The sequence below is a fragment of the Phytopseudomonas punonensis genome (assembly GCF_900142655.1).
Classification (GTDB): Bacteria; Pseudomonadota; Gammaproteobacteria; order Pseudomonadales; family Pseudomonadaceae; genus Aquipseudomonas; species Aquipseudomonas punonensis.
In genome coordinates, this window is record NZ_FRBQ01000002.1 from 579,566 (window position 1) to 602,395 (window position 22,830).

Annotated in this window: 14 protein-coding genes and 1 pseudogene; 14 read left to right on the forward strand and 1 reads right to left on the reverse strand. The window is 64.0% G+C overall.

The window, feature by feature from the left end:
- Positions 1-57 precede the first annotated feature (57 nt).
- The 7 genes and pseudogenes from BUC40_RS09420 to BUC40_RS23300 all read left to right on the forward strand — a co-directional run.
- A complete protein-coding gene (locus BUC40_RS09420; RefSeq protein ID WP_073264952.1) occupies positions 58-894 on the forward strand; it encodes an alpha/beta fold hydrolase in 837 nt (278 codons plus the stop codon).
- Between the two features lie 51 nt (positions 895-945).
- Positions 946-1,716, forward strand: coding sequence for an SDR family oxidoreductase (locus BUC40_RS09425; protein WP_073264954.1), 771 nt, complete (start codon positions 946-948; stop codon positions 1,714-1,716).
- Positions 1,717-1,769: 53 nt separating this feature from the next.
- Positions 1,770-2,885, forward strand: a complete 1,116-nt coding sequence (locus BUC40_RS09430) for a glycerol dehydrogenase (RefSeq protein WP_073264956.1) — start codon at positions 1,770-1,772, stop codon at positions 2,883-2,885.
- Between the two features lie 58 nt (positions 2,886-2,943).
- Positions 2,944-3,906 (forward strand): cyclase family protein, encoded by a 963-nt coding sequence (locus BUC40_RS09435; protein ID WP_073264958.1) that lies wholly within the window; start codon positions 2,944-2,946, stop codon positions 3,904-3,906.
- A gap of 254 nt (positions 3,907-4,160) precedes the next feature.
- Complete coding sequence (locus BUC40_RS09440; RefSeq protein ID WP_073264960.1) at positions 4,161-4,697, forward strand: 2,4'-dihydroxyacetophenone dioxygenase family protein; 537 nt, start codon at positions 4,161-4,163, stop codon at positions 4,695-4,697.
- A gap of 87 nt (positions 4,698-4,784) precedes the next feature.
- Positions 4,785-5,690: a LysR family transcriptional regulator gene (locus tag BUC40_RS09445; protein WP_073264962.1), complete on the forward strand. Its 906-nt coding sequence runs from the start codon at positions 4,785-4,787 to the stop codon at positions 5,688-5,690.
- A gap of 196 nt (positions 5,691-5,886) precedes the next feature.
- A pseudogene (locus tag BUC40_RS23300) lies at positions 5,887-6,490 on the forward strand (APC family permease); the annotation flags it as partial.
- A gap of 592 nt (positions 6,491-7,082) precedes the next feature.
- Here BUC40_RS23300 and BUC40_RS09455 read toward each other — a convergent pair.
- Positions 7,083-7,775 (reverse strand): YetF domain-containing protein, encoded by a 693-nt coding sequence (locus BUC40_RS09455; protein WP_073264964.1) that lies wholly within the window; start codon positions 7,773-7,775, stop codon positions 7,083-7,085.
- Positions 7,776-8,133: 358 nt separating this feature from the next.
- Between BUC40_RS09455 and BUC40_RS09460 the strand changes: the two genes are divergently transcribed.
- The 7 genes from BUC40_RS09460 (at position 8,134) to recD (ending at position 22,786) form a co-directional block, all read left to right on the forward strand.
- Entirely contained in the window at positions 8,134-10,056 is a 1,923-nt protein-coding gene (locus tag BUC40_RS09460) for a HAMP domain-containing methyl-accepting chemotaxis protein (protein WP_073264966.1), read from the forward strand.
- Positions 10,057-10,284: 228 nt separating this feature from the next.
- Positions 10,285-11,784, forward strand: coding sequence for a catalase (locus BUC40_RS09465; protein ID WP_425272925.1), 1,500 nt, complete (start codon positions 10,285-10,287; stop codon positions 11,782-11,784).
- An 81-nt stretch (positions 11,785-11,865) separates the two neighbouring features.
- Positions 11,866-12,423: an ankyrin repeat domain-containing protein gene (locus BUC40_RS09470; RefSeq protein ID WP_208605759.1), complete on the forward strand. Its 558-nt coding sequence runs from the start codon at positions 11,866-11,868 to the stop codon at positions 12,421-12,423.
- Positions 12,424-12,781: 358 nt separating this feature from the next.
- Positions 12,782-13,558, forward strand: coding sequence for a hypothetical protein (locus BUC40_RS09475; RefSeq protein ID WP_073264969.1), 777 nt, complete (start codon positions 12,782-12,784; stop codon positions 13,556-13,558).
- Positions 13,559-13,671: 113 nt separating this feature from the next.
- Entirely contained in the window at positions 13,672-17,121 is a 3,450-nt protein-coding gene (gene recC, locus BUC40_RS09480; protein WP_073264970.1) for an exodeoxyribonuclease V subunit gamma, read from the forward strand.
- Positions 17,118-20,753: an exodeoxyribonuclease V subunit beta gene (recB, locus tag BUC40_RS09485; protein ID WP_073264971.1), complete on the forward strand. Its 3,636-nt coding sequence runs from the start codon at positions 17,118-17,120 to the stop codon at positions 20,751-20,753. Before recC ends, recB begins: the two co-directional genes overlap by 4 nt.
- Positions 20,750-22,786, forward strand: a complete 2,037-nt coding sequence (recD, locus tag BUC40_RS09490) for an exodeoxyribonuclease V subunit alpha (RefSeq protein WP_073264972.1) — start codon at positions 20,750-20,752, stop codon at positions 22,784-22,786. The genes recB and recD overlap by 4 nt, the downstream gene beginning before the upstream one ends.
- The last annotated feature ends 44 nt before the right edge of the window (positions 22,787-22,830 follow it).

Consider the following 22,830-nt stretch of genomic DNA (forward strand, 5'->3'; position numbering starts at 1 on the left):
CAACACCTGAAATCTATAAGAAGTCCCTCTGGGATCAATAACATCAGGAGATTCAACATGCAGCAATTAGCCGCTACAAAGGGTAAGAATATTCAGGTTAACGGCACTACATTGTGGGTTGCGGACACCGGTGAGGCAGAGTTGCCGGTGGTGCTGTGTCTGCATTCGTGCTTTCTCGACGGCACGATGTTCGACGGGCTGGTACAGGCTGCGGCTGGCAAGTTTCGGGTAGTGCGCCCCGATTTCAGGGGCCAGGGCAAAAGTGCCCTGCACGATGTCGACATCATCACCATGGATGACTGCGCCGACGACATGCTGGCGCTGATCGAAGCCATGCAGCTTAAAGACATCAACGTTATGGCCCAGTCCATGGGCGGTGATGTGGCCTTCCGGCTGATCGCCCGGCGGCAGGCGTTGTTTCGCTCGCTGGTGGTGGCGGGGTCGTCGGCCTGTGGCGAGCCGCCGGAGCAGGGCGCACGCTTTGCACAGTGGGTGGTGGATGCCGGCGAACAGGGATTCACCGGTGAGATTCTCGACATGACCATGGAGGTGATGTTCGGCAAGACCACGCGCAACAACCCCGATAAACAGGCGCTGATGGCCTACTGGCGTGAGCGTATCGCCGCGCTGCCCAAAACCTTGCGCCCCGCCATGAAAGGCGTGATGCACCGCGAAACATCAGTGCCCTTGCTGCCGTCAATCAGGATTCCAGTGCTGATCATCAACGGCGAGGAAGACATGCCACGGCCACCAGCCTGGTCCGATGAGATGAAGCGCGAACTGCCCAATGCCAAGCTCATGCGTCTGAGCAATATAGGGCACAGCCCGACCCTGGAGGCGCCAGAACAGGTGCTGCCTGCGATCATCGCCTTCTATACCAATCCCAGCGTCTGAGACGAGTCGCTGCGGCGTATTACACAAAATACCAATAGATGAGTTTATGACATGACAGATTCCAGACATTCCGGACGTGTCGTGCTGGTCACCGGTGCTGGTGGCGGTATCGGCGCCGCTATCGCTGAGCAGTATTGTCGGGAAGGCGCGGCTGTGGCTTTGGTGGACGCCGATGCCGCCAAGGTCGAGGAGCAGGCCGCGCAGTTGCGCGATGCCGGCTTCAAGGTGAGCTGGGCGCATGCCGATGTAGCCGATTACGCCGGTTGTGCCCAGGCCTGCGAGCGGCTGAGCCAGGCGCTGGGGCCTATCGACACCCTGATCAATAACGCCGGCATCTCGCCCAAGCACAACGGCGCCCCGGCGCCGATCTGGCAGATGACGCCGGACGAGTGGCAACGTGTTGTCGCGATCAACCTCAACGGTTCGTTCAATCTGGTGCGCATCCTGACACCGTCCATGGTGGAGCGGCGCTTCGGGCGTATCGTCAATATGTCATCGGTGGCCGGCAGTGCGTTCCTGCCGCTGGTGGCGGCCCATTACAGCGCGACCAAGGCAGCCATTATCGGCTTTACCCGCCACCTGGCCGGCGAGCTGGGGCCGTTTGGCATTACCGCCAACGCCCTGGCGCCGGGACGGATCGAGACGCCGCTGCTCAAGACGGTATCGGCAGAAGCGAATCAGGCGGTGGTCGATAACACGCCACTGCGTCGGCTCGGCACCCCGCTGGAAGTGGCCCGTGCGACCTGCTTTCTGACGTCGAGCGAAAGCGAATTTATTACCGGTCAGGTCGTCGATGTGGCGGGCGGCTGGTTAATGCGCTGAGTGGTCAAGGCGTAGCCGTGAACCGGTTAGGCAATTTGCAGAGGGTGTGAGTCATGGTTAAGACAATGGGATTTCCGGGCCGCTACGATCAGGGTCCCGGAGCATTGCAAGAGTTGGGCAGGGTGCTGGCGGACATGGGCCGGTCGCGGCCGGTGGTGCTGTGTGATGAGTTCGTGGCCGAGCATTTGTGGCCTGATGTCGCCCGTGCGCTGCAAGCGCACGGCGTCGAGGCCACGCCCATTGTGTTCCCCGGTGAATGCACGCGGTCGGCGATTGCGCAGTTGTCCGAGCAGGCGCAGCCACTGGCGGCAGACACCGTCGTGGCGCTGGGCGGCGGCAAGACCATCGATACCGCCAAGGGCCTGTCGGTCAGCCTTGGGGTGCCGATCATCGTCTGCCCCACCATCGCCTCAAGCGATGCGCCCACCAGCCGGCTGATTGTGCTGTATGACGAGAGCCACAAGGTTGTAGGGGTGGAGTACCTGAAGATGAACCCTTCGGCGGTCATCGTCGACACCCAGGTGATCGCCCAGGCGCCGGCGCGTTTCTTCGCCGCCGGGATTGGCGATGCCATCAGCAAGAAGTTCGAGGCCCACCAGTGCCACGCGGCGGATGGCAACAACTCCTTCGGCACGCCGGCCCTGCATACCGCGCTGATGCTGACCGACATGGTCTTCGAGACCCTGATGCAATACGGCGTTGCCGCCTACCAGGCGGTGTGCCGTAACGAGGTCAATGACGATGTCGAGCGGGTGGTGGAAGGCACGGTGCTGATCAGCGGGGTGGGCTTTGAAAGTGGCGGCCTGTCGCTGTCCCACGCGCTGGTTCGTGGCCTGACCTCGATCCCGACCATGGCTGCGATGCTGCATGGCGAGCTGGTTGCGTTCGGCACCCTGGTGCAAATGGCTGTCGAGGAGCGGCCGCTCGCGGAAATCAGACGGGTCGCGCACCTGCTGCAGGCCGTGAAGCTGCCCGTCACCCTCGCCGAGCTGGGCCAGACCCAGCCGCTGAGCGCCGCCGAACTCGACACCTTGGTCGGCGCAACCTTGTCGGCCGCCTATGCCAAGAACATGCAACCGGCATTGACCTACGAGCGTCTGGTCCGTGGCTTGGCGGCCGCCGACCAGCTCGGTGCCGGGCTCAAGAGTACCAAGCCTGCCGCAGTCTGATGCGGCATTAACCGCCAGCCTGGGTGCTGCAAATAACTACAAGAGTGAGATCAATAAAATGACCGAGAAAACCGTTCCCCATGTCCACGACCTACTCAAAGACTCGCCGAAGAACTGGGGCAAATGGGGCCCCGATGATGAGGTGGGCGCACTCAATTACCTGACAGGTGTTGAGGTGCTGCAGGGCATTGCCGAGGTTAAGCAAGGCAAAACCTTCACCCTGCAGGTGCGTATCGGTGACCCCAAAGGCGACCCGGTCTGGCCGGGTCGCTCCCAGGCCCGACGCATGAACATCATGGACCGTGGCCACTACAACTGCGGCAAAGGCCCGCACTTTCCCGGCTCTTATGAATACGCCGATGACGTGATGTTTTTCCACCTCCAAGGCTCGACGCAGTACGACGCCCTGGGCCACGTTTGGTATGACGATCAGATCTGGAACGGCTATGACGCCGACACCACCATTGGCTCCCTGGCCAAGGCCAGCGTCGCGCCGATTGGCGAGCGCGGCGTGGTGGGGCGCGGCATTCTTATCGACATGGCGCGTTATCGCGGCAAGGACGTGCTCGACGCTGGCGAAACCTTCAACCACCTGGACCTGATGAGCGCCGCCAAAGCCCAGGGCGTGACCATCAACAAGCGCGATATCCTGATTATCCGCACCGGCTGGATCGGTTCCTTCTACTACCGCGAGTCCGAGGAGTTTTACAAAGACTTCATAGAGCCAGGGTTGACCTACAGCCCTGAACTGGTCCAGTGGTTCCAGGAGATGGAAATCCCCAACATCGTGACCGATACCATCGCCAACGAAGTGACCGTGGACCCGGTCTCGGGCGTGGCCTTGCCGCTGCACAATGCGCTGATGCGCAACCTGGGCATCACGCTCACCGAGATCGCACTGCTCGACCCGCTGGCCGAGGACTGCGCCGCTGATAATCAGTGGACCTTCCTCTACACCGCAGCGCCCCTGAAAGTGGTCGGCGGGACCGGCGCACCGGTCAATCCTATCGTCATCAAGTAACGCGGCTGTCAGCTGGGGCTCTGTAGAGCCCCAACGCTTTAGCTCGCCTGTAGAACGCACTCCTGGGTTCTAGCTGATCCTGTGAGTTGAAGTGTGTGTCGGTGCATTGTTCCTTCTGTGCTCTGGCGTCATAGGTGGTGTGCCCTTGGCGCTATTTTCACGGCCAGATCGCTGCCATAACCTCTGAATCAGCCGTAAGCGCCATGCAGAAGCCGTGCAGCGATTGCGAGAAAACCAACTGAAGAGGACTCAACGTGAACACTCCTGTTAAGCCTGATGAACTGGCGATTCCCTACCAATTGCCGCAAGTCCCTTACATGACCCCCGACATGGTTCACCCCGGTGTAATGACCACCTGGCTGGAAGGTGACAACCTGTGGGTGCCGGTGACCAAATCCGTGTCGTTCAAGCCCCTGCTGCTCAGCACCACCGGCGGCTACTACATCAATCTGCTGCGCGTGCGCCAGGCCGGTGTGCTGTCGCGTCATCGGCATACCGGCGGTGTCCACGCCATCGTGCTCAAAGGCCGCTGGTATTACCTGGAGCACGACTGGGTCGCAGAAGAGGGCTCGTTCGCCTACGAGCCACCGGGCGAAACCCACACGCTGTTCGTGCCCGAAGACGTCGAAGAAATGATCACCTGGTTCCATGTGCAAGGTGGCTACACTTACGTCGACCCCCAGGGTGTCGCGGTAGGCTATGAGGACGTGTTCACCAAGCTTGAAACCGCTCGTGCCCACTACAAGGCCCTGGGCCTGCCGGATGACTACATCGAGCAGTTCATCCGGTAAACCGGATGGCCTGAAAAGAACGCGCTCCGGCGCGTTTTTTTAGCGCCCACTTCGGCACCGCGTCGCGACCATTACGCAGGACGATGCATGGACAATTACTCACAATTACTCGCGTTTATCTGGTCCACGGAATGTGGCAGTTTCTCGGCCGCTGCCCGGGTGCACAAGATGACGCCATCTGCCGTGAGCAAGCTGATTACCCGGCTGGAAAATCGACTGCAGGTGCGCTTGTTCCAGCGCGGCTCCCGGGTGCTCACCCTGACCGAAGAAGGCGCGGCCTACCTGCGCAGTGCCAAGGCCGTGGTGGATGCGATGAACGAGGCCGACTCGCTGGCCGAGGCGTTACCGTCCAGGGTCAGCGGCACGCTGCGGCTGCACACCATGACCTCGTTCGCCAAACACCAGATCGTGCCCTGGTTGCCCGAGTTTATGGACCTGTATCCGGCGCTAGATGTGGAAATACAACTGGGCGCGCAATTCGTCGATCACTTCGAACAAGGGCTCGACATCGCCATCCACAGCGGCGTGTTGCCCAGCTCGTCGCGCATCGCCAAGCGTATCGGCGAGACGCAGTGGCTGATCTGTGCATCGCCACAGTACCTGGCTGAGCATGGCACCCCCGCGGTACCGGCGGACCTGCTGCAGCATCGCTGCTTTAATTTCAGCTTTGTAAGCCCCTGGAACAAGTGGTCGTTCTTGCAGGACGGCGAGGGGGTCTCGGTGCCCATCACTGCCAGGGCGTCGTTCACCCAGGGTGATTTGCTGCGCGACATGGCGCTTTCCGGGGCTGGCATCGTCAAGCTGGCGGATTTTCATATCGGCCTGGACATCAAGGCGGGCACTCTGACGCCGCTGCTTGAGGCGTTCACTACCGGGGTCGTTGAGCCTGTCTATCTGCTGTATTCAGACCGCAAACACCTGAGCCCACGGATTCGGGTGTTTATCGAATTCTTTCAGGAAAAATGGCGGCAGCATCCGTGGAAGTTGAGTTGAAGATTTTGCCCGGGCCACTCGAATTACCTGATACCAGGCAAGAAGACCTTTCACACCATCATCCATTTTCGCGCGCATGGCGCGCTCCCACAAAGAAGCAGGCAGGCGAGTGGCTCTGCGTTGTTGTCATCCATGTGCCTGCAAAACGTGCAGTGACGTTTTGGTCACAGCTGCGCAACTCAACAGGACGTAGACGATGCCCACACCTAATACCTCGCCGGCCCCGACATTGAAACGTGTCGTGACGGGGTTGATGTTGACGTTGTTCATTCTGGGGCGGCGTGCTCGGCGCAGGTGTTTACGCGCTGACCGGCGTTATTGCCGGTGAGGTGGGCGGGGCGGTGTGGGTCGCTCTGCTGGTCGCCCTCGGTTTTGCGCTGCTAACCGCGGGCTCGTACGCCGAACTGGTGACCAAGTATCCCCATGCTGGCGAGTCGGCGGTGTTCGCGGCCAGGGCCTATAAGTCGCCGCTGGTGTCGTTTCTGGTGGGTTTTTGCATGCTCGCGGCGGCGGTGACCAGCGCTGCGGGGTTGTCGCTGGCGTTCGCGGGCGGCTACCTGTCGGCGCTCATGGACATCCCCACGCATATCGCCGCGCTAGCGTTTCTAGTGGTGATTGGCCTGTTCAATGCGCGCGGCATCAAGGAGTCGCTGTCGGCGAACCTGGTGATGACGGCCATCGAGCTGTCCGGCCTACTGCTGGTAATCGTCGCTGCGGCGTGGTTCCTGCGCGGCGGTGAGGTGGATTTCAGCCGGGTGGTGGAGTTCAAGGCCGGGGTCAATCCGGCCTATGCGGTACTGGTGCTGCGCCGGGACAAGGTGGCGGCGGACCACTTTCGCGTGACGACCTGGGTGCCGGTGCTGGGCATCGCTTCCTGCCTGCTGCTGATGAGCCTGCAGGGCGCGCAAACCTGGCTGCGTGCCGGCGCGCTGTTGATCGTCGGTGTGGCGCTGTACGGCATCACCCGGGCCGGTCGAGTGCAGCCGCTCAAGGCCGAGGATTACAAAGTGATGGACAGCTGAGTGCGATGTTTACTGTGCCCTTCAGGCCTGAGCAAAGGTACAGGCGCCGCTCGGCCAGTAAGACGCGGGGTACTTGCCCGAGCGTCCATGAAAAAGCCCGACCAGGGATGGTCGGGCTTTTTCAGTTTCGGCAACTGGAGGCAGGCCTGCCTCCAGAGCGTTGGTATTACTCCAACTCGTGCAGGATGGTGACGCCGGAGTACAGGCCAATCACGAACAGAGTCAGGAGTACCCCAGTCGAGCCGATCAGGAATGTAGTCATGGTGCGGGCCTTTCTTCTTGGAGCGCCTCATTCCCGGCGCTATAAAAAGGTAGAGGCGCGTCGGTACGAATCCGTTTAGGTGATTTTTCCTAGATGCTGCTGCCTTGATCAGCGCTGCCGTTGGTGGCTCAGCGCCGGCGACCAGATGCGCTGGCTGCAGCGCGGACAAGTGGCCTGCCGGCCAGCGTCTATCGATTGGGTATGGCCGCAACGGATGCAGGCGTAGGTACTATCCGCCGGTACCTGCTGGTCCTCGCTACGATGTTCGGCGGGTAATACGGACAGGCCAGGCTTCACGTCATCTGGTGCGAAGAAGTAAAGGCTCATGTCGCCGTCGGTTTCCAGAATGCCCAGGCGTACCTGGCCGAGGTGCTCGACGCCTTGCTGGCGCAGCTCCATGAACAGTTCGTCCGACGAGATGTTCAGGTGATCCAGGCTGTTCAGCTCGTAGAGCCCGTCCTTGATGATGGTCACGGGCTTGCCTTCCATCCAGTCGGAAATGCGCTCGCTGCGGCGCATCATCGTCACCGTGGCGCGATACAGCACCAGCAGGGTGACGAACACCATGGCCACCGGCAGTAGCGGCACGTCGTCGTAGAACGACACGTCGCCCGCCGCTGAGCCGAGGGTGAGAATCACCACCAGCTCGAACAACGACAGCTGGCGAATCCCGCGCCGGCCGCTGACCTTCAAAAACAGGAACACCACCACGAAGGCGAACAGCGCACGAAACGCTACTTCACCCAGAAACAGCAAAGGGAAATCACCGAGCAGCATGCGCTGCCAATCGAACGCGTTCATCCGTCGCTCCACACGGTGGCCTGTTCTGGCTCAGACCGCCGAGTGGGGGATTGGGTCGAAAAACGTTCAGCTGCGATTCGTGGCCACCCAGCTCCTGCCGGGTCTTCGGCCAGTTGCGCCCCTGGCGCCTGCAGCCAACCACCTTGTTCGAAAAAATACGCTGAACCAAGCGAAGCGGCGTACGTCAATTCGATATCACTTTGATATTGCTGTTTTGGGCTGCGCGTTTCGCAGTGTCTCGAACACGCAAAATTTCAGGATGGCGACTGGGAGGTCGTCCCGAACCGCGCTGGGAGTGCGGCTGGCCAAAAAGAAAAGCGCCCAGTTTTGATACTTGAATGTGCAGTTGGAGCAATCGATGAATACGTGGTTTGGCAACATCAGTGTCACCATGAAACTGGCCTTAGGGTTCGGCCTCGTGCTTTTGTTGACCATGGCCCTGGCTATCGTCGGTTGGACTAGCCTGGGCAGCGTGGTGCAGCGCAGCGAGCGGATGACGGATGTCAACGACCTGGCTCACACCCTGACCGATCTACGTATCGCGCGCCTGCAGTACCTGCTCAGCAACGGCGTTCCCGCTGATGCCGAGAAGGTGCAGCAGCGTATCCGTACGCTCGTTCAGCGGCAGCAGGAAATGTTGCCGAACTTTCAGAATCCGGAGAACGTTCGCCTGATCAAGCAGCAGGTGGAGTTGATGGGGCAGTACCAGCAAGCCTTCGATAAAACGCGTGGTGCTTATGACACCGCCAACAAGACCCGTACCGAAATGGTCGATCTGGCGGATCGGGCCGGCGAGTTGATCGACCGCGTTAGAGACGAAGTGTCACGCACGGTCGCTGGTGACGAAGCGGGCTTTGCACGTTATCAGGCCATCGCCCAGACGAAGGATGATGTGCAGAACCTACGTTACCGCGTGGTGAACTACACCGCTGATGCGAATGAGCGCACCGAACAGGCGCTGAACCAGCAGATCGACCGGGTCGATCAGGGGCTCGATGGCCTGAAAACTCTGTTTGCTAGCGACTATCGCGAGCAGATTCAGCAACTCGAGGCCACAGTGACCGCCTACCGCAACTTGCTTGATACTTATCGTACGGTGATCGCCGAACGCTTGCAGCTGCGCGATGCGATGACCGCTCAGGTGCAGGAGATCGTCAAGGGCAGTGATGCGTTGCTGGCGATGCAGGTTACGCTGCGCGACCGCGACGCCGAGTTTGCCAACCAGATGATGCTCGGCGCCACGTTGTTGGCCTTGTTGGTGGGCATTCTCGCCGCCTGGCTGATCACCCGGCAGATTACCCGGCCGCTACAGGAAACTCTCGAAGCGGTGGAGCGAATCACCAGTGGTGATCTCACTCACACCCTGCAGGTCAGCCGCCGTGACGAGCTGGGTGTGGTTCAGCAAGGCATCCAGCGTATGGGCAGCACCCTGCGTGAGCTGATTGGTGGCATTCGTGACGGTGTTACCCAGATCGCCAGCGCTGCCGAGCAGTTATCTGCGGTCACCGAACAGACCAGCGCCGGGGTGCATAGTCAGAAGGTGGAAACCGACCAAGTGGCCACCGCCATGCAGGAAATGTCCGCCACCGTGCAGGAAGTAGCGCGCAATGCAGCTGAAGCGTCGCAAGCCGCATCGGACGCCGACCACGAGGCCGGTCAGGGTGATCGCGTGGTCGCCGAGGCCATCGCCCAGATCGAACGCCTGGCTGCCGAGGTGAGCCGCTCCAGCGAGGCCATGGGCGAGCTGCAGAGCGAGAGCAAGAAGATCGGCGGGGTGATGGATGTGATCAAGGCCGTGGCCGAGCAGACCAACCTGCTGGCACTCAACGCCGCCATCGAGGCGGCGCGTGCTGGCGAAGCCGGGCGTGGTTTCGCCGTGGTGGCGGACGAGGTGCGCGGCCTGGCCCAGCGTACACAGAAGTCCACCGAGGAAATCGAAGGGCTGATCGCCGGCCTGCAGCAGGGCACCCAGCAGGTGGCGACGATCATGCAGGGCAGTCGCGAGCTGACTGACAGCAGCGTGGCGCTGACCCGTCGCGCCGGCGACGCACTGGGCGCGATCAGCAGCAAGGTGTCGAACATTCAGGCTATGAACCAGCAGATCGCTGCCGCTGCCGAGCAACAGGGCGCGGTGGCTGAAGAGATCAGCCGTAGCGTGGTCAACGTGCGTGATATTTCCGAGCAGACCGCCGAGGCAAGCGAAGAAACCGCTGCCTCCAGCGTCGAGTTGGCGCGGCTGGGCAATCAGCTTCAGCTGATGGTCAGCCATTTCCGCGTCTGAGCGCTGGTGACAGGTTAGCGAGCGGCGACCCAATCCCCGCTTCGCTTACCACGCTCGCGCTCTATGAGGTAATAAGCAATGTCTATCAAGGCTTTGGCTTTTTCCAATTTAGCCAGGCGGTAGGGCCTCTCGTAGTTTGGTGCGAGCGCATGACGCGCGAGTACTCATAAAAACGACGAGGATTCACCGATGAAACCCACGACCGCATGGGCGCCCGCCCTTGGTTTGATGACTGCGGCCTTGTCCGCTTCGCTATTCAGTCTGTCGGCCCAGGCCGCGCCGTTGACCCGCGACAACGGCGCGCCGGTGGGCGATAACCAGAATTCGCAGACCGCAGGCGAAACCGGCCCGACCCTGCTGCAGGACGTGCAACTGATCCAGAAGCTGCAGCGCTTCGACCGCGAGCGCATCCCCGAGCGCGTGGTGCATGCCCGTGGCACCGGTGCCCATGGCGAGTTCACCGCCACGGCGGACATCTCCGACCTGACCCGCGCCAAGGTCTTCACCAAGGGCACCACCACCCCGGTGTTCGTGCGCTTCTCCAGTGTGGTGCATGGCAACCATTCGCCGGAAACCCTGCGCGACCCGCGCGGTTTCGCCACCAAGTTCTACACCAGCGAAGGCAACTGGGACCTGGTCGGCAACAACTTCCCGACCTTCTTTATCCGCGATGCCATCAAGTTCCCGGACATGGTGCACGCCTTCAAGCCCGACCCGAACACCAACTACGGCAGCAACCGCACCCAGTTCGACTTCTTCAGCCACGTACCGGAAGCCACCCGCACCCTGACCCTGCTGTATTCCAACGAGGGCACGCCGGCCAATTACCGGCAGATGAACGGCAACAGCGTGCACGCCTACAAGCTGGTCAACGACAAGAACGAGTACCGCTACGTCAAGTTCCAGTGGCGCAGCCTGCAGGGCATCAAGAACAACGACCCCAAGCAGACCGAGCAGATCCAGGGCAAGGACTTCAACCACATGAGCCGCGATCTGATCACCACGATCAACGCCGGCGACTACCCGAAGTGGGATCTGTACATCCAGGTGCTCGACCCGGCTGACCTGGCCAAGTACGACTTCGATCCGCTGGACGCCACCAAGATCTGGCCGGACGTGCCGTACAAGAAGATCGGCCAGATGGTCCTGAACAAGAACCCGGACAACGTGTTCCAGGAAACCGAGCAGGTGGCCATGGCGCCGTCCAACCTGGTGCCGGGAATCGAGCCCTCCGAGGATCGCCTGCTGCAGGGCCGGCTGTTCTCGTACGCCGACACGCAGATGTATCGCCTGGGCGCCAACCACGCCTTCCTGCCGATCAACAGGGCCAAGGTGCCGGTCAACAACGGCAACCAGGATGGCGCGGCGAACATCGGCCATACCACCACCGAGGTGAACTACGAGCCCAGCCGCATCAACCCGCGCCCGGCCAGCGAACATGCGCGCTACAGCAACCTGCCGCTGAGCGGCAGCACCGAGCAGAAGAAGATCCAGCGCGAGCAGAACTTCAAGCAGGCCGGCGAGCTGTACCGCTCCTACGACAAGAAGATGCAGGGCGATCTGATCGCCAGCCTGGGCGGCGCCCTGGCCGAGGCCGAAGACGAGAGCAAGCACATCATGCTGTCGTTCTTCTACAAGGCCGATGCGCAGTACGGCGAAGGCCTGACGAAGGTGGCCGGTGGCGACCTGGCGCGGGTCAAGGCGCTGGCAGCCAAGCTGCAGGACTGAGCCTGACTCTGCATGGCGTGCGGCTCCGGGCGAGCCGCACGTCACCACCAGACGCGGCGCAAGGCCGTTCGGGAGGCCCCCATGTTGCGTACTTTCTGTTTCGTCCTGGCGCTGAGCGCCGCGACACCATTGCTGGCCGCCACGCCTGCGCAGGATGCCGAGCGTGTCCAGGCGCAGTTGCGCGATTACTACTTCCAGGCCGCCCGCGAGGGTAATGTGGCGATGCTCGATGAGTTCATTGCCGCCGGCTATGACCTCAATATCGCAGACGAGAAGGGCTACACCGCGTTGATCCTGGCGGCCTACCACGGCCATCGCGACGCAGTGGAGCGCCTGCTGAGCGCTGGCGCGGACGCCTGTGCTCAGGATCAGCGCGGCAACACCGCGCTGATGGGCGCGATCTTCAAGGGCGAGGTGCGTATCGCCAGGCGCCTGCTCGACGCCGATTGCAGCCCGGACCAGCGCAACGGCAATGGCCAGACGGCAGCCATGTACGCGGCGTTGTTCAAGCGCAAGGACATGCTCGATGCGCTGGCGGGCAAGGGCGCCGACCTAAAGGCTGAAGACGCCTTCGGCAATACTGCGAGTGATCTGGAACGGGGCGATATCCGCACCCAGTGGTCGGCGAAACAGCCCTGATCGACGTGCCCTGGCCATCTTCTGGCCAGTACCCATTCGTCAGAAACGCGTGCCAAAGCGGGTGTGCAGCATTCAAAAGGCTACAAAGCGAGAACCTGCATCAACTGCAGGTAACTCCGAGAAGAAAGGTTCTGCATGAGCCTGCCAGTAGCCTGACTGCCACCATCAGCTAAGAACCTGTTCAAAGTCTGCTGCGCGTCGGCACTGCGGCGTTAAAAACAGGCTGGATTGCCAGCCCAGTCGGACTGCTCATTTACAGCTCGTAAACTCCGCGTCCTAGCCTGTTTTCGTGGGGCCGCCTAGGCCTTGCATTGCTCTAGCTCGCGAGACTTTGAACAGGCTCTAAGGACGCCGCCCGATGCCCGACTTTGCCAAAGCCGACCTCCAGCTGGTGCCACGCCTGCTCGACGACATGCAGCGCCAAGGCTACGCCGTTATCGAAGGGTTTCTCACCGACGAGCAACTGCAAGCTGCCCGTGACCACGTCAATCACGAAGTGGAACGTCACGAGCACGAGTATTTCGCGCTACAGGGGCAGGCTGCGGTGAAGGGCAGCATCTTCGAGCAGATGAGCATCTCGCCCCAGGTCAAGGATCTGTTCCGCCAGCTGTACCAGGGCGGCGTCGGCCAGCCACCGCGCTCGCCGGATATCTTTCCCGCCCTGCGTTGCCTGCAGGGGCTGACCGGCAAGCGCGAGTCCTACTACTTTCACTACGACGCCGCAGCGCTGACTGCACTGATCCCGCTGGTCACGCCGAGCGAGGGGCGCTACTGCGGCGACTTCATCTTCTTCCCCAACCTGCGCAACATCCGCACCAACCTGTATTTCAACATTCTGGAAAAGGCCGTGATGCAGAACACCCTGACCCAGAAGCTGGTCACCTTCGCGGTCAAGCGCGGCTGGCTGAAGCCGGTCACCATCAAGATCGTGCCCGGCAACGCCTACTTCTTCTGGGGCTACCGCTCGCTGCACGCGAACGAGCCCTGTGACCCCAAGGCGCTGCGCTCCACCGTGCTGCTGCACTACGGTGAACCCCACAGCCGCGACAACCTGGCCTCGCGGCTGTTTCTGGGCTGGAATTTCCGTCGCGCGCGGGTCAGCAACGAGCGCACCACGCGCAAGGATGTCGGCTGAGGGCAGGGCGCCCGCATCAACATTACCTGCGCGCTAAAATCCACCACGGCGTCACACCTCATCGCCGTGCTCTGTCATCATTCGCCGTCTGATTCTGCACCCAGGAACTCTGCATGTCGGCGCTTAACCCCGGTCTGATCGTCATCCATGGCAACCGCCTTGAGGAGCTGCGCGCTCTGGCGGTGGAGTGGATGCGTCGGTATCCGCTGCGCCCGCTGGAGAACGAGGTGCTGCTGGTGCAGAGCAACGGCATCGCCCAGTGGCTCAAGCTGGCGCTGGCCGAGCAGGAGGGCTGCGGCATCGCGGCAGCCACCGATGTGAGCCTGCCGGCGCGCTTTCTCTGGCAGGCCTACCGGACGGTGCTGGGCAGCGAGGCAATTCCCCAGCAGTCGCCGCTGGACAAGGCGCCGCTGACCTGGCGGCTGATGCGCCTGTTGCCGAGCCTGCTCGACGAACCCTGTTTCGCGCCGCTGCGGCGGTTCCTGGCGGACGATGCCGACCTGCGCAAACGTCATCAGTTGGCCGAACGCCTGGCTGATCTGTTCGACCAGTACCAGGTGTACCGCGCCGACTGGCTGGCGGACTGGGCTGATGGGCACGATCAATTGCGCAACGCCCGTGGCGGCGTGAAGCCGCTCGATGAAAGTGCGCTATGGCAGCCGCTGTTGTGGCGCACGCTGCTGGCCGATGTCGGCGAGGAGCATCTGTCGCAAAGCCGCGCCGGCGTGCACCCGCGCTTCGTCGCCAAACTGGCGGAAATGGACTCGCCGCCGCGCGGCCTGCCACGCAGGGTGACGGTTTTCGGCATTTCCTCGCTGCCGGCACAAATGCTCGAAGCGCTGGCCGCCATGGCGCGCTTCACCCAGGTGATGCTCTACGTGCACAACCCGTCGCAGCACCACTGGGGCGATATCGTCGAAGACAAGGACCTGCTGCGCCACGAGTACCGCCGACAGAAACGCAAGGCCGGCGGCCAGGCCGGGCAGGTCGGCCAGCTCGGCTTGTTCGACGTCGAGGAGCTGCACCAGCACGGCCAGCCGCTGCTGGCCTCCTGGGGCAAGCAGGGCCGCGACTACATCAACCTGCTCGATCAGTACGACGAACCGCAGCGCTACCGCGAGCAGTTCGAGCGTATCGACCTGTTCAGCGCGATGGACGAGGGCTCATTGCTGGGCCAGTTGCACAACGACATCCTCGACCTGCGTCCAGTCGAGGAAAGCCGCACTCACTGGCCGGCGGTCGATCCGGCCAGGGATCACTCGCTGCGTTTTCACGTCGCCCACAGCGCTCAGCGCGAGGTCGAGGTGCTGCACGATCAGCTGCTGGCGGCGTTCAGCGCAGACCCGACACTGCGCCCGCGGGACATCATCGTCATGGTGCCGGACGTGAACACCTACGCCGCGCATATCCGCGCGGTGTTTGGCCAGTTCGGCAGTGACGATCCGCGCTTCATTCCTTTCACCCTGGCCGACCAGGGGCTGCGCGGCAAAGAGCCCCTGGTGATCGCTCTGGAGCACTTGCTGCGCCTGCCGGACAGCCGCTTCAGCGTCAGCGAGATTCTCGACCTGCTCGACGTGGCTGCTGTGCGCGCGCGTTTTGCAATTACCGAAGACCAGTTGCCTCTGCTGCGCCGCTGGCTGGAAGGCGCCGGTGTGCGTTGGGGCCTGGATGCCGAGCAGCGTGAAGGCCTTGGCCTAGGCGCCGGGTTGGAACAGAACAGCTGGCGCTTCGGCCTGCGCCGCATGCTGCTCGGCTACGCCGTTGGCGGTGCCGGCGCGCGTGCGGGCATCGAGCCCTATGACGAGATAGGCGGCCTGGATGCCGCTTTGATCGGCCCGCTGACACGCTTGCTGGACATGCTGGATATTCACTGCGACAGCCTTGCCGAAGCGCTGCTGCCGGTGACCTGGGGCGAGCGCTTGCGGGCGCTGCTGGACGACTTCTTCCTGCCTCAGGACGAGCGCGACGAAGTGCTACGCAATCAGGCTCAGGATGCGCTGGAAAGCTGGCTGGAGCTTTGTGATGCGGCCACCTTGGAAGAAGCCTTGCCGCTGGCCGTGGTGCGCGAGGCCTGGCTCGGCGGGCTTGATCAGGGCGGCCTTAGCCAGCGCTTCATGGCCGGTGCGGTGAACGTCTGCACGTTGATGCCGATGCGCGCCATCCCGTTCCGTCACCTGTGCCTGCTGGGCATGAACGACGGCGATTACCCGCGCAGCCAGGCACCGCTGGACTTCGACCTGATGGGCGGCGACTACCGCCCTGGCGATCGCTCGCGCCGCGAAGACGATCGCTATCTGCTGCTCGAAGCGCTGCTGGCGGTGCGCGAGCGCCTTTATATCAGCTGGGTCGGGCGCAGCATTCGCGACAATACCGAGCGACCGCCGTCGGTGCTGATTGGCCAACTGCGTGATCATCTGGCCAGTGCCTGGCGCCTGGCGGGCGGCGGCGATCTGCTGCATGCCCTGACCACCGAGCACCCGCTGCAGCCCTTCAGCCGCCGTTACTTCTCCGGCGATGGGCCGCTGTTCAGTTATGTGCACGAATGGGCTGCTTCCCACCGTGCGCCGCTGGCCCAGGCCAACGAGCAGCCGTTGGGCGCATTCGTCGTGGACGACGCGCTCAATCTGGAAACCCTGCAACGCTTCCTGCGTGACCCGGTGAAGCAGTTCTTCACCGCGCGCCTCAAGGTACACCTGGACGAAGCCGAACAGGCCGAGCTGGATGCCGAACCCTTTGCCCTCGATGGCCTGCAGCGCTACCAGATCCAGCAGGCGCTGCTGCAGGCCGCGGCGCTGGCCCTGCAGGAAAACCAGCCTGTCGATGCAGCACTCGAGCGGGCCGCGCGGCGCATCCAGCGCAGTGGCCTGCTGCCGGTGGCCGGCTTCGGTGAGCGACTGCGCGTGCAGCTTCTGGAACCCTTGCCGGCGCAGCTGCAGGGCTACGCTGCGTTGCTGGCGCGCTGGCCGGAGCGCTTGCCGTCGCCGATCCGCCTAAGCTTCGCCCATGCCGGTTTGGTGCTGGAGGACTGGCTCGGCGATCTGCACGCGAACGGCGACGCCCTGGCGCGGCTGGAACTGCAGCCCGGCGGGCTGAAGCGCAAGGACCGCAGCTACAAGTGGCACCGCCTGCTGAGGCCCTGGGTCAGCCATGTGGCGGCGGCCACCTGCGGGCATCCGCTGACCACGCTGCTGGTCGCCGAAGACGTGCGCCTGGCCTTCGCGCCGTTGAGTCAGGCCGACGGTCAACACCTGCTGCGCCAGTGGCTGGAGGCCTATCTCGCCGGCATGCAGGCGCCGCTGCCGGTGGCGATCAGAACGGTCGCGGCCTGGTTCGCCCAGCTCGATAAGGACGAGGATGAGGACAAGGCCATAGACGCCGCACGCAAGGTCTACGAAGGCGGCCACCTGGTTACGGGTGAAGTGCAGCAGAGCGCCAGCCTGGCCCGCCAGTACCCGGATTTCGACGCCTTGCTACGCGACGGCCAGTTCGCCCACTGGGGCGCCGTGCTCTACCAGTCGCTGCTCGATGCCGAGATCACCGAACTCAAGGATGACCAGCCATGAGCCAGCAGACACGCCCGCTGGCGCTCAGTTTCCCGCTGCACGGCAGCCGCCTGATCGAGGCCAGCGCCGGTACCGGCAAGACCTACACCATCTCGGCGCTGTACCTGCGCCTGATCCTGCGTCACGGTGGCGAAGCGGCCTTCCGCGAGCCGCTGCTGCCGCCGCAGATTCTGGTGGTGACCTTTACCGATGCCGCCACCCGGGAACTGCGGGATCGCATTCGCGCGCGCCTGGTGGAGGCCGCCACGGCATTTCGCGGGGATGCCGAAGGCGATGCCTTGCTGGCCACCCTCAAGGCCGACTTCGCCTCCGCCGAATGGCCCGAGTGCGCTCGGCGCCTGGAGCTGGCAGCGCAGTGGATGGACGAGGCGGCGGTGTCGACCATTCACGGCTGGTGCCAGCGCATGCTGCGCGAGCACGCCTTCGACAGCGGCAGCCTGTTCAGCCAGACCCTGGAAACCGATCACAGTGAGCTGCTCGCCGAAGTGGTGCGCGACTATTGGCGCCAGCACTGCTACCCGCTGCAGGGCCTGGCTCTTGAGTGGGTGGCGGAGAACTGGGGCACGCCGGACGAGCTGGGCCAGCGGATCCGCTCGCTGCTGGGCGAACAGGACGACGGCGCTGGCCTGGCGTTGGGCGATCTGCTCGATGGCACCCTGCGCGACCGCCAGCGCGCGCTCAATGCCCTCAAGGAACCCTGGGGCGCCTGGGCCGATGCCCTGCAGGGCCTGCTCGACCAGGCCGCGGCGCAGAAACAGGTCGATGCCCGCAAGCTGCAGGCGCGCTACTACAAGCCCTGGCTCGACAAGCTGCGCGCCTGGGCCCATGGCGATGACGAGGTGCTGGATATCGGCACCGGTTTCACCCGCCTGACTCCAGATGGCCTGGCCGAGGCCTGGAAGGTCGGTGCGCCGCCCGCGCACCCGGCATTGCACGCCATGGCCACGCTCAAGGCTGAGCTCGATGCGCTGCCTGCACCGAACGATGCCGCGTTGCGCCATGCTGCCGCCTGGATTCGCCAGCGCTTCGACCGCGAGAAACGCCAGCGCGCCGAGATGGGCTTCGACGACATGCTCAGCCGCCTGGACGACGCCCTGCAGGGTGACAGCGGCCCGCGCCTGGCCGAGGTGATTCGCCAGCAGTTCCCGGTGGCGCTGATCGACGAATTCCAGGACACCGATCCACTGCAGTACCGTATTTTCGACACCCTCTATCAGGTCGAGGCGAATCGCGACGACTGCGGCCTGTTCATGATCGGCGATCCCAAGCAGGCCATCTATTCGTTCCGCGGCGCAGACATTCACACCTATCTGCGTGCCCGCCGGGCCACCGCCGGGCGGCATTACAACCTGGACACCAACTTCCGCTCCAGCGAGCCGATGGTGGCCGCGGTCAACGGCTTGTTCGGGCTGGCCGAGGCCAGGGAGGACGGGCAGGGCGCCTTTCTGCTGCGCGACGACCTGCCGTTCATCCCGGTCGGTGCCCAGGGCCGCAAGGAGGTCTGGACGGTCGAGGGTCAGGTGCAGCCGGCGCTCAACCTCTGGCACCTGCCCAGCGAGGAGGCCATTGCCAAAGGCCGATATCTGGACGCCCTGGCGGCCAGCGCGGCGAGCGAGATCGTCCGCCTGCTGGTGCTTGGCCAGCAGCAGCGCGCCGGCTTTCTCCAGGGCGATACGCTGACGGCCCTGCGGCCCAGCGATATCGCCGTGCTGGTGCGCGATTTCAAGGAAGCCCAGGCGATTCGTGGCGAGCTGGCGGCCCGCGGCGTACGCAGCGTGTACCTGTCCGACAAGGACTCGGTGTTCGCCACCGTGGAAGCCCATGACCTGCTGCTGTGGCTGCGCGCCTGCGCCGAGCCCGATCAGGACCGCCCGCTGCGTGCTGCGCTGGCCAGTTCGACCCTGGGCCTGAGCCTCGCCGAGCTGGAGCAACTGAACCTCGACGAGCGCTTCTGGGAGGCGCGGGTCATGCAGTTCCGTGGCTACCGCCAGCGCTGGCAGCGCCAGGGCGTGCTGCCGATGCTGCGCCAGTTGCTGCAGGATTTCGGCCTGCCGCAACGGCTGATGAGCCGCCCCGATGGCGAGCGGCTGCTAACCAATCTGCTGCACCTGGCCGAAATGCTGCAGCTGGCCGCCGCCGAGCTGGATGGCGAGCTGGCGCTGATCCGCCATCTGGGCGAGTGCCTGGCCGGGCGCGGTCAGGCCGCCGAGGAGCAGGTGCTGCGCCTGGAAAGCGACGACGCCCTGGTGCGCGTGGTGACCATCCACAAATCCAAGGGCCTGGAATACCCCCTGGTATTCCTGCCCTTTATCTGTTCATTCCGTCCGCTGGACGACAAGAAGCCGGTGCAGGTGCACGACGGCGAACGCCGCCGCCTGCTGCTCGAGCCCGATGAAGAGAGCCTGGCGCAGGCCGAGCAGGAGCGCCTCGGCGAAGACCTGCGCTTGCTCTACGTGGCGCTGACCCGGGCGCGGCACGCCTGCTGGCTGGGGGTGGCGGACCTGAAGATCGGTACCGCCAAGACCTCGCGCCTGTACCAGAGCGCCCTGGGTTACCTGCTCGGCGCGGGTCAGCCCCTGGCGCAGAGCGTGCAACTGGTCGAATGGCTGAGCCCGCTGGCTGATCCACCGCGCTGCGTGGCGTTGCCTGCGCCCGAGGCCAGCGAGCAGACGTATCGCGCCCAGGATGCCGATGCTTTCGAGCCCCATTGGCGCACGCCAGCACGGCGCGCCGCCGAGCATTGGTGGATCGCCTCCTACAGCGCCTTGCGCATGGAGGAGGGCGAGAGCCGCGTGATCGACCGCCACGATGACGTCTCGCCGAACAGTTCGGCCGTGCAGATCGCCAGCGACGATGAGGATCCGGCCCTGGCGCTGGAGCAGATACCGGTTTCGGCCCAGGGCCTGCATCGCTTTCCCCGCGGGCCGAACCCCGGCACCTTCCTCCACGGCCTGCTGGAAATCGCCGCCGCCGAAGGCTTCGCGGCCATGGCGGCGGCGCCGGAGGTGCTGCGTGAGCACCTGGCGCGACGCTGCCAGCGGCGCGGCCTGCAGATCTGGATCGAACCATTATGGTTGTGGCTGCAGGGCCTGCTGGTGCAGCCCATGGCGCTTGGCAATGGCCAGTCTGTGAGCCTGGCGACCATTGGCGAATACCAGGCAGAGCTGGAGTTCTGGTTCGAGGCCTCGCGCGTCGACGTGCTGCGTCTGGATGCCCTGGTGCAGCATTTCGAGATGCCGGGCGTGGCGCGGCCGCAGCTCAGCCCGGACACCCTCAACGGCATGTTCAAGGGCTTTATCGACCTGGTGTTCGAACATGAGGGCCGCTACTACGTGGTCGACTACAAGTCCAATTGGCTGGGCGCCGACGAGCAGGCCTACACCAGCGAGGCCATGAGCGCCGCTGTGGCCAGCCACCGTTACGACCTGCAATACGTACTCTACGTGCTGGCCCTGCACCGCCACCTGCGCCTGCGTTTGGCCGATTATGACTACGACACCCATATGGGCGGCGCGCTGTACCTGTTTCTGCGTGCACCGGGCGCCGGGCAGTACCTGGCGCGCCCTGAGCGGGCGCTGATCGAACGGTTGGATGCGCTGTTTCTCGGCGAGCCGGTGGAGGACCTGGCATGACGCCAATGCTGCAAGATCGCGACACATTGTTCGAACTGCTGGCGGCCTGGAGTGAACGTGGCTGGCTGCGCGAGCTGGATCGTACCCTGGCGCATTTTTTTGCCGACCTCGACCCCCAGGCATCGCCCTTGCTGTTGCTGGCAGCGGCGTTGGCCAGCCATCAACTGGGCCAGGGCCACGTGTGCCTCGACCTGCAGACCACCCTGGCCGACCCGGACTCGGCGCTGTCGCTGCCGCCGGAAGGTGAGGATGCCGAGGGCGTCAGCCTGTTGCCGTCCGAGGTGCTGGCCGGGCTGAGCACGGACGCCTGGCTGGCGGCCTGCGCCCATAGCGCGCTGCTCGAAGATGCCGAGGATGAGACCGCGCCGCTGGTGCTGCGTGGCACCTGCCTGTACCTGCGCCGTTACTGGGAGTACGAACGCAGCGTCGCCGAGGATATTGGGCAGCGCTTGCAGGGTGCAGCGGACGCGCCGATGGATCTGGCCGAACGCCTGGCGGTGCTGTTTCCCGAGCCTTTGGAGCTGGGTGGGCAGCGCCTCACCGACTGGCAGAAACTGGCCTGCGCCCTGGCGGCGCGGGGGCGCTTCACCCTGATCACCGGCGGCCCCGGCACCGGCAAGACCACCACCGTGGTGCGTCTGCTGGCGCTGCTGCAGGCTGCCGCCCTGGATCGCGGTGCGCCGTTGCGTCTGAGCCTGGCGGCGCCTACCGGCAAGGCCGCCGCACGGTTGACCGAGTCCATCGGCGCCCAGGTGGCGACCCTGCCGGTCAGCGAGGCGGTGCGCGGGCAGATCCCCAGCACGGTCACCACCCTGCACCGGTTGCTGGGCAGTCGGCCACACAGCCGCCACTTTCGTCATCACGCCGCCAACCCGTTGCCATTGGACGTGCTGGTGGTCGACGAAGCCTCGATGATCGACCTGGAAATGATGGCCAACCTGCTCGATGCCTTGCCGCTGCATGCGCGGCTGATCCTGCTGGGTGACAAGGATCAACTGGCCTCGGTGGAGGCTGGTGCGGTGCTCGGTGACCTGTGTCGCGATGCCGAAGCCGGCGGCTATAGCGAAGCCACCCGCGCCTGGCTGGCGCAGCACACCGGCGAGCGCATCGAGGGGCCTGAATTGCTGCCGGGCGAGCAGGCGCTGTCCCAGCATATCGTCATGCTTCGCCATTCCCGGCGCTTCGCCGGGGGCTCCGGTATCGGCCGGCTGGCCCTGGCGGTGAATCGTGGCGCGGCCATGGAGGCTCGCGAGGTGCTGGCCGCTGGCGGCGCGGATCTGCACCAGTTGCGCCTGACCGGCGAGCAGGATCGCGCCTTCGAACGCTTGCTGCTCGATGGCTTGCCAGGCGGCGAAGGACGCCCGGTGGGCTATGTCGATTACCTGAACATTCTCCACCAGCAGCGCCCGGGGGTGAACGATGGCGAGCAGCGCTGGAATGCCTGGGCCGCCGACGTGCTGGCGGCCTTCGACCGCTTTCAGTTGCTATGCGCCGTGCGCAAGGGGCCTTGGGGCGTCGAGGCGCTCAACGGGCGTATCGCCCATGCCCTGCTGCAGCGTGGGCTGATCGAGCAGGAACACGGCTGGTACGAAGGGCGCCCGGTGCTGGTCACCCGCAATGACTATGGCCTGGGGCTGATGAATGGCGATATCGGTATCGCCCTGCGCCTGCCCGAGCCGGCCCTGGAGGCGGGTGGCCCGATGCGCCTGGCGCTACGGGTGGTGTTCCCGCGCAATGACGGCACGGGTGAGCTGCGCTCGATTCTGCCCAGTCGCCTCGGCGCCGTGGAAACCGTGTTCGCCATGACAGTGCACAAGTCCCAGGGCTCGGAGTTCGCCCATTGCGCCCTGGTGCTGCCGGACAGCCTCAACCCGGTGCTGACCAAGGAGCTGGTGTACACCGGCATTACCCGCGCGCGGGATTGCTTCAGCCTGATCGAAAGCCGCGCCGGCATTTTCGAGGCAGCCATTGGGCGGCGAGTGGAAAGGCGTAGTGGGTTGTGGGAGCGGTTGGTTGGGGAGGCGCCGGAGTGATTTTGGTTGATGGGTTCGCATCCCATCTACATCTAACTGTAGGA